This is a genomic window from Stenotrophomonas nitritireducens, assembly GCF_001700965.1.
In the GTDB taxonomy this organism is placed as follows: domain Bacteria; phylum Pseudomonadota; class Gammaproteobacteria; order Xanthomonadales; family Xanthomonadaceae; genus Stenotrophomonas; species Stenotrophomonas nitritireducens_A.
Window position 1 is genome coordinate 2,894,138 of sequence record NZ_CP016756.1, and the last position, 13,688, is coordinate 2,907,825.

Here is a 13,688-nt window from a genome sequence, read left to right on the forward strand (position 1 = left end):
GACGCCGCTCCTACAAGACCATGCCCTGTAGTGCCGAGCCATGCTCGGCAGAGGCTCTACCGGTGAGGCTCCTGCCGAGCATGGCTCGGCACTACGCCCCCTCCCTTGCGCCGAAGGCGGAGGGGGTGAAGAAGGCCATTTTGCGCGCCACTGGCGCGCGGCCTGATGAACGACCGAAGGCTGTGCCTTCGGGCCGGACGGGTTGGGGAGGGGTAAGCTTTTGTGGCCTTTCCCATTCCACCAGCTTCGCGGCTTACGCGGCTCCTACACACACGCGGGTATGCGAAGCTCTGTGCTTCTTTGCACAGGGAGTGAAGGATGGATTTCGACAGTCTGGACCGTCAGCTGCGTGACAGTGCGCAGGACCTTGCCTTGAGCAACGAGGAACGCTCGGCGCTGCGCGAACTGGGGGATGAGTTGCCGCCCGACCGCCTGCGCTTCCTGCGCAACCGCGCCTTCGACATCGCCCGCGAACAGATCAGCGCCGATCCGGCCGGGGCCTTGCCGATGCTGAAGTGGGTCGAGCAGGTGGTGCGTACCCTGGACGTCAACGCCGGCCCGGTCGAGACCCTCACCAGCACGTATTTTTCGCCCGGCGACGCCTGCATGCAGCGCCTGCGTGCGCTGTGTGCCGGGGCCAGGCAGACGATGGATATCTGTGTGTTCACCATTTCCGACGACCGCCTCAGCAGCGTCATCCTGGACGCGCACAAACGCGGCGTGGTGGTGCGCATCATCAGTGACAACGACAAGGTCTATGACGACGGCAACGATATCCGCCGCCTGCACGATGCCGATATTCCGGTGCGGGTGGACCACAGCGAGTACCACATGCACCACAAGTTCGCGCTGTTCGACGGCAAGCTGCTGGCCAATGGCAGCTTCAACTGGACCCGCACCGCGACCGAGCACAACGATGAGAACCTGGTGGTCAGCAACGACCGCAACCTGGTGCGCAGCTTCGCGCAGCAGTTCGAGGTGTTGTGGGGGCGCTACAAGTCGCTTTGAGGCGTTCTTGCCATCCTTCCCGTCTGCGCGGGAATGATGGTCCTGCGCCGATCAGCCGATCAGCTGACTTATGCCGCGATCGGCGTGGTCGGCGGTGACGCCGGGCTGTTGCCGTTGTCGTCCGGATGATCGTCATCGTTGTCGGCACCGTCGCGCCAACGCCAGTCGGCCAGGGTCAGCGGCTCCATGCCATGGGCGATGCGGGCGCGGTCGCATTGTGAGCTGGCATTGCCGTACTCCCACGACGCGTCCACCTCGCGGCACACGCTGGGCCGGTTGGGGTGGATGGTGCAGCGCGAGTACACACCGATTTCCGAATCCAGCGCCACGCAGCGGATAGGGTCCGAATAGGTACCCTGCATGCACAGGCGGTGCGGGTCCAGGCGCTGGGTCAGCTGGTGCGGTACGCCGCCTTCGGTGACTTCGTCCGATTCCATCCAGTGGAAGGCAACACGATATTGAGTGCAGCAGGCGCCGCAGGTCAGGCAGGGATGGGGCATGGGATGCCGGCCTTGGCGGCAGCAATAGGACAAAAGGAAGGTGGGAAATTTTCCACGCTGACGGCCGGCGCGCAAGATTTTTCTGCATTGGCGACAATAGGAAGATGAACGAAACCTGCAATATCGCCGCGCGCTTGCCCGAGCTGGCGCGTGAACGGCCCGACCAGATCGCCATCCGCTGCCCCGGCAAACCGGCGGCCAATGGCATGGCCGCCTACGACGTGAGCCTGGATTACCGCACGCTGGACGCCCGCAGCGACGCCATTGCCGCCGGTCTGGCGGCCAATGGCATCCGCCGTGGCGTGCGTGCGGTGGTGATGGTGCGGCCCGGCCCGGAGTTCTTCCTGCTTATGTTCGCGCTGTTCAAGATCGGCGCGGTGCCGGTGCTGGTGGACCCGGGCATTGATAAGCGCGCGCTGAAGCAATGCCTGGACGAGGCGCAGCCGCAGGCCTTCATCGGCATCCCGTTGGCGCAGTTCGCGCGGGTGCTGCTGGGCTGGGCCAAGTCGGCCAGGGTCAAGGTCACCGTGGGCCGGCGCTGGGGCTGGGGTGGCATTACCTTGGCGAAGGTCGAGGCCGATGGCGCAGGTGCGGGTAGCCAGCTGGCTGAAACCGCCCCGGATGACACGGCTGCGATCCTGTTCACCAGCGGCTCCACTGGGGTGCCCAAGGGCGTGGTCTATCGCCACCGCCATTTCGTCGGTCAGGTCGAACTGCTGCGCAACGCCTTCGGCATGCAGCCCGGCGGCATCGACCTGCCAACCTTCCCGCCATTCGCCTTGTTCGACCCGGCGCTGGGGCTGACTTCGGTGATCCCGGACATGGACCCGACCCGGCCCGGCAGTGCTGATCCGCGCAAGCTGCACGATGCCATCGCCCGTTTCGGGGTGACCCAGCTGTTTGGTTCACCGGCGCTGATGCGGGTGCTGGCCGAGCATGGTCAGCCACTGCCGACGGTGACCCGCGCCACCTCGGCCGGCGCGCCGGTGCCGCCGCAGATCGTTTCCAAGATCCGTTCGCTGATGCCGGCCGAGGGCCAGTTCTGGACCCCGTACGGCGCAACCGAATGTCTGCCGGTGGCGGTGATTGAAGGCCGCGAGCTGGTCGATACGCGCGAGGCGACCGAGGCCGGTGCCGGGACCTGCGTTGGCCGCGTGGTGACGCCGAACGAAGTACGCATCATCGCCATCACCGATGCGCCGATTGCTGAGTGGAATGGCGTGCGTGAGTTGCCGGCTGGTGAGGTGGGCGAGATCACCGTGGTCGGCCCGACCACCACCGACAGCTATTTCAACCGACCGCATGCAACGGCTGCTGCCAAGATCCGCGAAGTACTGGCCGATGGCAGCGAGCGCATCGTGCATCGCATGGGCGATGTGGGGTGGTTCGACGAGCAAGGACGGCTGTGGTTCTGTGGGCGCAAGACCCATCGCGTCGAGACGGCCGCCGGGCCGCTGTACACCGAGCAGGTGGAGCCGGTGTTCAACACCGTGGCGGGTGTGCGGCGAACTGCTTTGGTGGGTGTTGGTGCCCTTGGACAGCAGCGGCCGGTGCTGTGTTACGAGCTGCTGCCCGGTGCCGACGCCACAGCCGTGGAGTCGCAGTTGCGGTTGTTGGGTGCCTCGCGGCCCACGTTGGCGGGGATTGGCACGTTTCTGCGACATCCGGAGTTCCCCGTCGATATTCGCCATAACGCCAAGATCGGGCGAGAGAAGTTGGCGGTGTGGGCGCAGGCGCAGTTGGGTTGAAGACGAAGGCTTGAAGCAGAAGCACCCCTCCCAACCCTCCCCTTCGCTACGCGAAAGGGAGGGCTCAAGCCCTGCTGTCTGAAGGTCTCGCAGTGCTGCAGCTGTTGCCCCCTCCCTTGCGCCGAAGGCGGCGGGGAGGGTTGGGGAGGGGTAAAGCGCAGTGCTGTTTGAGCCGAAGGACAGCCCAATCCAGCCATTCCCTGACTGGCTTCCATCAACAGCAATCGCAGGCTTTCCGCAGCAAACACGGAGAGCCGCAATGGGCAAGCTGCGCAAGCGTGCCAGGCCACTGCGCAACACGCCTACCGATGCCGAAGACCGCCTGTGGCAGCAGCTGCGGCGCCGCCAGTTGGCGGGCTTTCGCTTCCGTAGACAGATGCCCTTGGGCGGATACATCGCCGACTTCGTCTGCCTTGAAGCGAGGCTGATCGTCGAGCTGGATGGTGGGCAACATCTTGAACAGCGTGCATATGATCAGCAGCGCAGCGAGGTGCTGCAGCGCTTGGGGTTTCGGGTGCTGCGCTATTGGAATGATGAGGTTCTGCTGCGGATGCCGGCGGTATTGGAGGACATTCTGCGGGCTCTGGCGCACGGCCAGGAGCACCCCTCCCAACCCTCCCCTTCGCTGCGCGAAAGGGAGGGCTAAAGCCTGGCCCCCTCGCAGCTGCATGGAGCTGCAGCTGTAGCCCCCTCCCTTTGCCGCAGGCAAGGGGAGGGCCGGGGAGGGGTGCTTCTGCTCCCTCCCTTTCGCATAGCGAAGGGGAGGGCTGGGGAGGGGTAAGGCCCCGCCCAGCCACCGCAGGCAAACCACCTCACCAGCCAGTGCTGCGATACTGGGCGCTTGGGCTGCACGGGGATTGTGCGCCGCCTTCATCTGCTTCCGTTGCGCGGGTTGCGCGGCGGCGGCCCTGCAGCAGAGCGATCAAACAATGAAGATTCTGGTTACCGGCGGTGGTGGTTTTCTCGGTCAGGCCTTGTGCCGTGGCTTGGTCGAACGCGGCCATCAGGTGCTGAGCTTCAATCGTGGCCATTACCCGGCCCTGCAGGAAATCGGGGTGGGGCAGATCCGCGGCGACCTGGCCGACGCCAATGCCGTGCATCACGCTGCGGCAGGCGTGGATGCCATCTTCCACAATGCCGCCAAGGCCGGCGCCTGGGGCAGCTATGACAGCTACTTCCAGGCCAATGTGGTCGGCACCCGCAACGTGCTGGCGGCCTGCAAGGCGCACGGCATCGGGCGGCTGGTCTATACCTCCACGCCCAGCGTCACCCATCGTGCCACTCATCCGGTCGAAGGCCTGGGCGCGGATGAGGTGCCTTACGGCGAGGATTTCCAGGCGCCGTACGCGGCCACCAAGACCATCGCCGAGCAGGAAGTGCTGGCCGCCAACGGCGCCGATCTGGCAACCATCGCCTTGCGCCCGCGCCTGATCTGGGGCCCGGGCGACAACCAGCTGGTGCCGCGGTTGGCCGAGCGCGCCCGTGCCGGCCGGCTGCGCTTTGTCGGTGATGGCAGCAACAAGGTGGACACCACCTTCATCGACAACGCCGCGCAGGCGCACTTCGATGCCTTCGATCACCTGGTGGTGGGCGCGGCCTGTGCCGGCAAGGCCTACTTCATTTCCAACGGCGAACCGCTGCCGATGCGCGAGCTGCTCAACCGGCTGCTTACCGCCGTTGGCGCGCCGGCGGTGGAGAAGTCGATCTCGTTCAAGACCGCCTACCGCATCGGCTCGGTCTGCGAAAAACTGTGGCCCTTGCTGCGCCTGTCCGGCGAACCGCCGATGACCCGCTTCCTCGCCGAGCAGTTGTGCACGCCGCATTGGTATTCGATGGAGCCGGCACGGCGTGATTTCGGCTATGTGCCCAAGGTATCGATCGAAGAAGGCCTGCGCAGGTTGGCGGCGGCAAGCTGAATGTCAGGGGGTGATCGTCATGTGGCGCTCACACACCCATCACTGCCTGACTACCGGCGATTGTTGAGTATGGACTCCAGTTTCCAACCGAGGACCAGCCACATGCTGCATTACGCCGTTGTTTTCTTCGTCATCGCCATCATTGCTGCCGTACTCGGCTTCAGTGGCATTGCCGGTGCGGCCAGCAATATTGCGTGGATCCTGTTCGTTGTATTCCTGATCCTTGCGGTGATCTCGCTGTTCCGCAAGAAAGGCTAGTCATTCGCCAGGCCTGACGTGAAACGGCCCGCATCCTCATCGAGGATGCGGGCCGTTTCGTTTGGGACGCTTCCGGGCTGGATCAGGCCGACGCGCTGATCGAGCTGCGCAGGCCCTTGTCGGCGGCGTGGCGCTCCAGCGCCAGTTCGATCAGACGGGTAATCAGCGCGGTATAACCCAGGCCGCTGGCGCCCCACAGCTTGGGGTACATGCTGATCTTGGTGAAGCCGGGCAGGGTGTTCAGTTCGTTGATGACAACCTCGCCTGCCTCGGTGAGGAACACGTCCACCCGCGCCATGCCGATGCAGTCCAGCGCCTGGTAGGCGCGCACGGCGATGTCGCGGATGCGTTGCTGCGCCTCGGCCGGGATATCGGCCGGGATCACCGTCTCGGCGCCGCTGGCGCTGATGTATTTGGTGTCGTAGGCGTAGAAGTCGTCATGCACCACCACTTCACCGCATACGCTGGCCTCGGGCAGGTCATTGCCCAGCACCGCGCATTCGATCTCGCGGCCGGCGATGGCCGATTCCACCAGCACCTTGTGGTCGAACGACAGCGCCAGCGCCATTGCGGTGGCGAATTCCTCGGCATTGCGCACCTTGCTCACGCCCACCGAGGAACCTTGGTTGGCCGGCTTGACGAACAGCGGCAGGCCCAGGCTTGCCACCAGTGCGTCGTAATCGGCGCCCGCAGCGGTGACGTGGTTGAAGCAGGCGAACGGTGCCACCGACAGGCCGGCGTCACGCAGCAGACGCTTGGCCATGTCCTTGTCCATCGCCGCCGCCGCGCCGAGCACACCGGGGCCGGCGAAGGGCAGGTTCAGCGTGCGCAGCAGGCCTTGCAGGGTGCCGTCTTCGCCCAGCGTGCCGTGCACGATCGGGAACACCACGTCCAGCTGCGGTACGGCGCGGCCGTCGGCGGCCAGCAACTGGCCACGTTCGGCGCCGGGCAGCACCGACAGCACCGGGCCGGAGGTGTCCAGCGCGATGCGCTTGGGGTCATCGGCATTGAGCAGGAAACCGGCGGGATCGCACAGGTGCCACAGGCCCTGCTTGTCCACGCCGATAAGGCTGACGTCGAAACGCTCCTTGTCCAATGCATCGAGGATGTTCTTCGCCGACTGCAGCGAGACCTCGTGCTCGGCCGAACGACCGCCGAAAATGATGCCAACCCGGGTCTTGCCCATTGCCTGTGTGCTCCTGCCGCTATGTTGAAGGGGTACGCATAGCATGAACTCAAAGACGGTAATGGGGAATCGTGGATCGGGCGGGTCAAGCCACCGCGTCAGCAGCCGGCGACAGCCGCAGCGCGCAGCCCCGTGCAGGGCGTTGCTGTCCGGCAAACGTGCGCGTCTACATGAACAAATCCTGTGGCACGGACGTGGCCCGGGTAAGCCGCGTGCATCCGGTGCGGATAGCGGATGGCCTGAAACACCGGCATATCCTTGCGCCCCGGCACGTTGCGCTTACCTCGGCTGCGGTGGCGGGTACGCTTAAACATCGTGCCTGTCAGGCTCCCAATCCCGGCCCTCCGGTAGAATGCCGGGCATGCCTGCATCCCCCCTCAAGATGATCAAGCCGCTGGCCGGCCGTGCGCTGGAAGTGGCCTTGAACCGCGCCCTGGCGCTGGACCCGGACACCCGTACCGCCTTGGCCGCACTCGATGGCCAGCGCATCGCCCTGACCCTGGAGTCGCCATCGCTGGCGATGCAGATAGGCGTCGCTGGTGAACGGTTGACGGTCGGTCCGGTGGACCCTTCGCTGGAACCGGACCTGGCGGTGCGCAGCACCCTGGGCGGGGTGCTGGCGCAGCTGCCGTTCCTTGCCAATGCGCGCCGCGGCAACAGTGCGCCGGCGGGCCGGGTCAAGGTATCCGGCGATGCCGAACTGGCGCGCCGCCTGCAGCAGTTGGCTACCCGTTTTGATCCGGATTGGCAGCAGCCGTTTGTCAAAGCCTTTGGTGAAATCCTCGGCGTGCAGATCGCACAGACTTTGCGCGCGGCCTTGTTGCAGGCGCGTCGCAGTGCCAAGGATCTGGCCGAGACCGCCGCCGAATACGTTACCGAGGAGTCGCGTGATGTTGTTGCCCGTGCCGAGCTGGACGCCTTCCATGACGATGTGGACGTGATCCGCGACGACGTCGAGCGCATGGCTGCGCGCCTGGCCCGCCTGCGTCAGCGTCTGGGAGGTGCCGCATGAAGGCTACCCGCGCCATGTTCCGCGCCAGCCGCATCGGCCGGGTGATCCTGCGTTATCGGCTGGATGACCTGCTTGATGGCACCCCGGTCGAGCGTTGGCTGGGCATCGCCAAGCCGTTCGTGCCGCGTGCCAGTGCCGATATCGCCTCGCAGTCGCGCGGCGCACGTCTGCGTCTGGCGCTGCAGGAACTGGGCCCGATCTTCGTCAAGTTCGGGCAGATCCTGTCCACGCGCCGCGACCTGGTGCCGCCGGATGTCGCCGCCGAGCTGACCCTGCTGCAGGACCGGGTCAAGCCCTTCGATGGCGAACGCGCGCTGCAGATCGTCGAGCAGGCGTTGGGCCTGCCGATCACCGAGGCCTTCACCAGCTTCGACACCACGCCGCTGGCCTCGGCCTCGATCGCGCAGGTGCATGCGGCCACGCTGGACGGCGGCCGCCAGGTGGTGGTCAAGGTGTTGCGCCCGGATATCGAAAAGCAGATTGCCGGGGATATCGCCCTGCTCAAGTCATTGGCGGCGCTGGTCGAACGCACCCATCCGCGCGCGGACAAGATCCGCCCGCGCGAAGTGGTGGCCGAGATCGAAACCACCCTGGCCGCCGAGCTGGACCTGCAGCGCGAAGGCGCCAATGCCAGCGTGCTGCGCCGCTTCTGGGAAAACTCCGACGATCTGTACGTGCCGGAAGTGATCTGGAGCCATACCGCCGAACGCGCGCTCACATTGGAGCGGGTCTGGGGCATTCCGTCCGACGATATCGTCGCCCTGGACAAGGCCGGCATCAACCGCAAGGCGCTGGCGGCCAAGGGCGTGCGCGTGTTCTACACGCAGGTGTTCCGCGACAACTTCTTCCACGCCGATGCGCATGCCGGCAACATCTGGGTCGACATCGATCCGGCGCGCCGCGACAACCCGCGTTTCATCGCGCTGGACTTCGGCATCATGGGCCAGCTGTCGGAAGAGGATCAGTTCTATCTGGCCGAAAACTTCATGGCCATCTTCAACCGCGATTACCGCCGCATCGCCGAGCTGCACCTGCAGGCGCAGTGGATGCCGAACACGGTGCGCATCGACGAGCTGGAAGCGGCCGTGCGTGCGGTCTGCGAGCCGTATTTCACCCGCCCGCTGTCGCAGATTTCGTTGGCCGAAGTGCTGATGAAGCTGTTCCGCACCGCCCAGCGTTACCAGCTGACCCTGCAGCCGCAGTTGATCCTGTTGCAGAAGACGCTGCTCAACATCGAAGGCGTGGGCCGCCAGCTCGATCCGAACCTGGACATCTGGGAAGTGGCCAAGCCGGTGCTGGAGCGCATCCTGCGCGAACGCTACAGCCCGCGCCGCGCGCTGAAGGAACTGCGTAAGCGCCTGCCGGAAATCATGACCCAGGCGCCGGACATGCCGGCGCTGCTGCACAGCTGGCTGCGCCAGCAGGTGGAAGGCAAACATGAGCTGGCGATGCGTTCGCAGGACATCGTCAACCTCGACGACACGCTCAAGCGCATGCAGCGCCGCGTGGTCACCGCCGTGGCCGGTGCCGGTTTGATGGTGGTGTCGGCGTTGTTGTACGGCCTGCAGGCCGCTGGCCCGCAGTTCGCGTCGATCCCCGTTTGGTCGTGGGTGACCGGCGTGGTCGGTGCGGTTGCGGTGGCGTCGGCGTGGTTGCGTCGATGAGTGATGTGATTGAAGAAGTGGCAGCGGCGCCGGTGGTGTTTGAACCGCTGCCGCTGTTGTACGAAGACCAGTGGTTGGCGGTGGTCAACAAGCCCGCCGGTTTGATGGTCCACGACAGCAAACTGGCGCGCGGCGAGGATGATTTCCTGGCCGACCGCCTGCGCGAGCAGTTGGGCAAGCCGATCTTCCTGGTGCACCGCCTGGACCGCGCCACCAGCGGCTGCCTGCTGCTGGCCTTTGATCGCGAAAGCGCCAGCACGCTGGGCAAGACCCTGATGGGCGGCGAGGTGGAAAAGCATTACCTGGCTGTCTGCCGTGGCTGGCCGGCCGAAGACGCCTTCACCGTTGACCACGATCTGGATGGCGGCCCTGGCAAGCCGGTCAAGAAGCAGGCCATCACCCACTTCCAGAAACTGCTGGAAGGTGAGCTGCCGATTCCGTCGGCGGGCTTTCCTACCTCGCGTTATGCGTTGCTGCGCTGCCAGCCGCAGACCGGCCGTTTCCGCCAGATCCGCCGGCACCTCAAGCACATGTTCCACCACATGATCGGCGACACCAGCCACGGCGATGGCCGCCACAACCGCAGCTTCCGCATGCAGGGCGTGCACCGCATGCTGCTGCACGCCGAGCGCCTGGCCTTCCCGCATCCGCAGGACGGCCGCCGCATCGACGTACGCGCCCCGCTGGACCGCGAGTTCCAGAAGGCAATGGACCTGTTCGGCTGGAAGCTGCCAGACCAGCCGTAGTGCCCGCACCGCCAATGTAGTGCCGAGCCATGCTCGGCAATGGGCATCACCGATAATCCATCGGCCTTTTGTAGGAGCGGCGTAAGCCGCGAAGCTCGCAGACTTTCAGATTGCAGGCATGCCGCTAATTCCAACAATGCCGGCTTCGCGGCTTACGCCGCTCCTACAGCCTCACTGACGGTTCCGCGGTAACGCCCCTGCCGAGCATGGCTCGGCACTACATGTTTGCGCTGCCTTACTTGGCGCTTTCGCTGCTGATCTTTTCCAGATCCTTCTGCAGGTCCGCCATCAGCGGCGTCATCTTCTGCTGGATGGCGACCATCAGGTTCTGCATCAGCGTCGGGGTCTTGTCGAGCAGGCTCTGGCCTGCCGGGCTTTCATAGAACTCGGCCATCGCCAGCACGTCTTCCTTCGAGAACGATTGCTTGTACAGGTCCACATACATCGGACGCATCTGCGACCAGGCCAAGGCCTGCCGCAATGTCTGCGAAGTGCGCTGCTGGATGCGCTGCAGCCCCGCCTTCTGCTCCGGCGTCAGCGACTGCCGCTCGGCGATCTGGGCGAACTGCTGGGCCTGCATGGCTTCCATCTGCGGCAGCATCGCGTCGAGCATGTTCTGCGCGCGCGAGGCCGCCAGCAGCCGGTTGACGTCGGCATCGGTGGCGGGCGTGGCCCAGGCGGGCGCGATGCCGCCCAGCAGCAGGCCGGCGGCCACCAGTACAGGGGCAAAACGGGTACGGAGGGAGGGGTAGCGCTGCATGGGTCGTCCTTGCGATGGGCAGGGCTTGAGCATAACCGGCGTGCTGCCAGCCACGCTTGACGGTTGTTCGGAGCTTCCAGCCCGGTGTTCAGACGTTCCAAGCGTATTCCATAACGTATTGATTGTTATGGGTAATCGCCCTCTTACGCTCGTTCATTAGCATAAATGAATGACGCACGCATTACATAAACTGCGAAAAATAGAGACGCGGGTCACGTTTTTATCTATGCTCTGCCCCGAAGCTGCACTCCAGGGGGGAGCACGTGGATTCGCAACCCGCGTGCCCGCAACAATCAGGAAGCTGCGATGGACAGTCTGACCGAGGGACCGACAGTACTGGTGGTAGCCAGCGGGGTGGCGATATTCACGCTGCTGCTGGCGAGTGTCCTGTTGGCGATCATTGTGTTCCTGCGCGCACGCGCGCAACGCCGGGATCAGCGTGACGCGCAGGCCCGGCACTATTGGACCGACGTACTACAACGCGAACTTGCCGGTGAAACCGTGCCGGTCAAGCGCCTGCAGCGTGACGAGGTCATCGGCTTCATCGAAGCCTGGAACGCCCTGTGTGAAACGCTGCCCGAAGCCTCGGTGCGACGATTGGCCGCGCTCGGTCACCGGGTTGGCCTGGCAGAGGCGTCGCAGCGCATGCTGCGTGGCAGCTACCACGATCGCGCCATGACCATCATCGCGCTGGGCCACCTGCGCGACCGTCACCTGTACGACCAGCTGGCGCCGTTCCTCGACGACCGCAGCCCTATTGTCTCGCTGTGTGCGGCGCGGGCGTTGGCACAGGTGGACCCACCGCGCGCGATGTCCGCATTCGTGCCGATGATCGCCGAACGCGAGGACTGGGTGCCGGGCAGCGTGGCGCGCATTCTGGCCGAGAACGTCGATGGCAGTGCCGCCCGCGAGATCAGCAATGCCCTGTTGCGCGCCAATGCCGACTCCACTGTCAAGCTGGTGCGGTTCCTGGCCGACATCGATCCGCAGCGAGCGGCGGTGGTGGTCAGGCAGCTGCTCGACGGGCATGTGGACGACCACATCATCTCGGTCTGCCTGCAGTTGATCACCGATGCCCAGGACCGTGAGCGGGTGATCGGATTCCTCGCCGCCTCGCGCTGGCATGTGCGCATGCATGCCGCCGCCGCATTGGGACGCATCGGCACGGCGGCCGACCGCGGGCGCCTGGAAATGCTGTTGTCCGACAGCGTGTGGTGGGTGCGCTACCGCACCGCCCAGGCCCTGCTGGTGCTGCCCGGGATGGGCGCCGATGCGCTGCGCGAAATCCAGTTGCGGCATACCGATGCCTATGGGCGCGACATCATCGAACAAGTGTTGTCCGAACACGCACTGAAGAGTTCGGTATGAACGCTTACTGGCTGATGCTGGTGGGCTATGTGCAGCAGATACCGTGGCTGCGCATCGCCGATTCGATGCAATGGTTCTTCATGATCTATTTCGTCGCGATCAACCTGGCCTACCTGATCCTGAACTACATCTCGGCCTACCAGATCGTGCGCTACATGCGCGAGTACCGGGCCAATTACCTGCCGGCGGGGCTGCGCGAGTACCAGCCGCCGGTCAGCATCGTGCTGCCCGCCTACAACGAGGCCACCTCGGTGGTGTCCTCGGTGCGCTCGCTGCTCAAGACCAGCTATCCCGAGTTCGAGATCGTGGTGGTCAATGACGGCTCCAGCGACCTTACCCGCGATGCGCTGATCGCGGCATTCGGGCTGGTGCGCGTGCCCGAGGCCTACCGTACCCGGCTGCCGACCGAGCCGGTGCATGGCGTCTACGCTTCGGCCACGCATCCAAGGGTGCGGATGGTCGACAAGAGCAATGGCGGCAAGGCCGATGCGATCAATGCCGGCATCAATTGCGTGCGCTACCCGTTGTTCTGCGTGGTGGACGCCGACAGCATCCTGCAGCCGGAAAGCCTGTCGCGGGTGGTGCGGCCGTTCCTGGAAGACAGCAGGGTGGTCGCCAGCGGCGGCGTCGTCCGCGTGCTCAACGGCTGCACCGTGCGCGATGGCATGCTCGACAAGATCGGTCTGCCCAAGCGCTGGCTGCCCAGTTTCCAGCTGGTCGAATACCTGCGCGCGTTCCTGTTCGGGCGCATGGGCTGGTCGCCGATGAACGCACTGCTGATCATCTCCGGCGCGTTCGGTGTGTTCTATAAGGAACGGGTGATCGCCATCGGCGGCTACCGCACCGATACCGTCGGCGAGGACATGGACCTGGTGATCCGCCTGCACCGCAACCTGCGCGAGGAGCAGCGCGACTACCGCATCGTGTTCGTGCCCGACCCGGTGTGCTGGACCGAGGCGCCCACCGATCTTTCATCGCTGCGCAACCAGCGCATGCGCTGGCAACGTGGCCTGGCCGAAAGCCTGTGGACCAATATCGGCATGCTGTTCAACCGGCGCGGCGGTGCGGCCGGCTGGGTCGCTTTCCCGTTCATGCTGTTCTTCGAGTTTCTCGGGCCGGTGATCGAGGTGGTGGGCTACGTCTCGATGATCGTGCTGGCACTGTGCGGGCTGGTGCAGCTGGATGTGTTCCTGATCTTCCTGGCGGCAGCGGTGGGCATGGGCATCCTGCTCTCGGTCAACGCCATGCTGCTGGAAGAACTGTCCTTCGGCCTGTATTCGCGGCCAAGCCAGCAGTTGCGCCTGTTCCTGGTGGCGATCCTGGAGAACTTCGGCTACCGCCAGCTGAATTCCATCTGGCGTTTCTCCGGCACGCTCAGCTGGATGTTCACGCGGCGCAAGCGGCATACCTGGGGGCGCATCAGCCGTGATGGCTCCTGGCAGCAAACCCACAAGGAAGACGCGCCGGCGGCATCGCCGGTGGCGGTCAGTGAATCGAGCACCCAACAATGATTTCCAGGAAC

General features: G+C 65.0%; 13 protein-coding genes. 10 read left to right on the forward strand and 3 right to left on the reverse strand.

Annotated features, from left to right (window positions below; translation table 11 throughout):
- The first annotated feature begins 318 nt into the window (after nt 1–318).
- Nucleotides 319–1,008, forward strand: a complete 690-nt coding sequence (locus tag BCV67_RS12240; RefSeq protein WP_062169628.1) for a phospholipase D-like domain-containing protein — start codon at nt 319–321, stop codon at nt 1,006–1,008.
- 68 nt (nt 1,009–1,076) lie between these two features.
- Here the strand turns inward: BCV67_RS12240 and BCV67_RS12245 are convergent, their stop codons facing one another.
- Complete coding sequence (locus tag BCV67_RS12245; RefSeq protein ID WP_062169626.1) at nt 1,077–1,508, reverse strand: YkgJ family cysteine cluster protein; 432 nt, start codon at nt 1,506–1,508, stop codon at nt 1,077–1,079.
- A 104-nt stretch (nt 1,509–1,612) separates the two neighbouring features.
- On the opposite strand from BCV67_RS12245, the gene oleC reads away from it, so the two are divergent.
- The 4 genes from oleC (at nt 1,613) to BCV67_RS12265 (ending at nt 5,430) form a co-directional block, all read left to right on the forward strand.
- A complete protein-coding gene (gene oleC, locus BCV67_RS12250) occupies nt 1,613–3,256 on the forward strand; it encodes an olefin beta-lactone synthetase (RefSeq protein WP_062169624.1) in 1,644 nt (547 codons plus the stop codon).
- 259 nt (nt 3,257–3,515) lie between these two features.
- Complete coding sequence (locus BCV67_RS12255; protein ID WP_062169622.1) at nt 3,516–3,902, forward strand: endonuclease domain-containing protein; 387 nt, start codon at nt 3,516–3,518, stop codon at nt 3,900–3,902.
- 283 nt (nt 3,903–4,185) lie between these two features.
- Complete coding sequence (oleD, locus tag BCV67_RS12260; RefSeq protein ID WP_062169620.1) at nt 4,186–5,172, forward strand: 2-alkyl-3-oxoalkanoate reductase; 987 nt, start codon at nt 4,186–4,188, stop codon at nt 5,170–5,172.
- Nucleotides 5,173–5,274: 102 nt separating this feature from the next.
- Nucleotides 5,275–5,430: a DUF1328 domain-containing protein gene (locus BCV67_RS12265; protein ID WP_065868112.1), complete on the forward strand. Its 156-nt coding sequence runs from the start codon at nt 5,275–5,277 to the stop codon at nt 5,428–5,430.
- Nucleotides 5,431–5,512: 82 nt separating this feature from the next.
- Here BCV67_RS12265 and ddlA read toward each other — a convergent pair whose 3' ends face one another.
- Nucleotides 5,513–6,616 carry a D-alanine--D-alanine ligase gene (gene ddlA / locus BCV67_RS12270; protein ID WP_062169618.1) on the reverse strand — a complete coding sequence of 368 codons (1,104 nt, stop codon included), beginning with the start codon at nt 6,614–6,616 and terminating at the stop codon, nt 5,513–5,515.
- A gap of 361 nt (nt 6,617–6,977) precedes the next feature.
- On the opposite strand from ddlA, the gene BCV67_RS12275 reads away from it, so the two are divergent.
- Genes BCV67_RS12275 through BCV67_RS12285 form a run of 3 tightly spaced genes read left to right on the forward strand, consistent with a single transcriptional unit; the run spans nt 6,978 to nt 10,038 of the window.
- Nucleotides 6,978–7,628, forward strand: coding sequence for a ubiquinone biosynthesis accessory factor UbiJ (locus BCV67_RS12275; protein WP_062171813.1), 651 nt, complete (start codon nt 6,978–6,980; stop codon nt 7,626–7,628).
- Complete coding sequence (gene ubiB, locus BCV67_RS12280) at nt 7,625–9,292, forward strand: ubiquinone biosynthesis regulatory protein kinase UbiB (RefSeq protein WP_062169616.1); 1,668 nt, start codon at nt 7,625–7,627, stop codon at nt 9,290–9,292. The genes BCV67_RS12275 and ubiB overlap by 4 nt, the downstream gene beginning before the upstream one ends.
- A complete protein-coding gene (locus tag BCV67_RS12285) occupies nt 9,289–10,038 on the forward strand; it encodes a pseudouridine synthase (RefSeq protein ID WP_062169614.1) in 750 nt (249 codons plus the stop codon). Before ubiB ends, BCV67_RS12285 begins: the two co-directional genes overlap by 4 nt.
- Before the next feature lie 235 nt (nt 10,039–10,273).
- Here the strand turns inward: BCV67_RS12285 and BCV67_RS12290 are convergent, their stop codons facing one another.
- Entirely contained in the window at nt 10,274–10,831 is a 558-nt protein-coding gene (locus BCV67_RS12290) for a DUF2059 domain-containing protein (protein ID WP_062169612.1), read from the reverse strand.
- Nucleotides 10,832–11,104: 273 nt separating this feature from the next.
- Here BCV67_RS12290 and BCV67_RS12295 point away from each other — a divergent pair, with 273 nt between their 5' ends.
- Both BCV67_RS12295 and BCV67_RS12300 read left to right on the forward strand, forming a co-directional pair.
- The gene (locus BCV67_RS12295) at nt 11,105–12,166 is read left to right on the forward strand and encodes a HEAT repeat domain-containing protein (protein WP_062169609.1); all 1,062 of its coding nucleotides are present in this window, start codon (nt 11,105–11,107) and stop codon (nt 12,164–12,166) included.
- Nucleotides 12,163–13,677 carry a glycosyltransferase family 2 protein gene (locus BCV67_RS12300; protein ID WP_082746627.1) on the forward strand — a complete coding sequence of 505 codons (1,515 nt, stop codon included), beginning with the start codon at nt 12,163–12,165 and terminating at the stop codon, nt 13,675–13,677. The genes BCV67_RS12295 and BCV67_RS12300 overlap by 4 nt, the downstream gene beginning before the upstream one ends.
- The last annotated feature ends 11 nt before the right edge of the window (nt 13,678–13,688 follow it).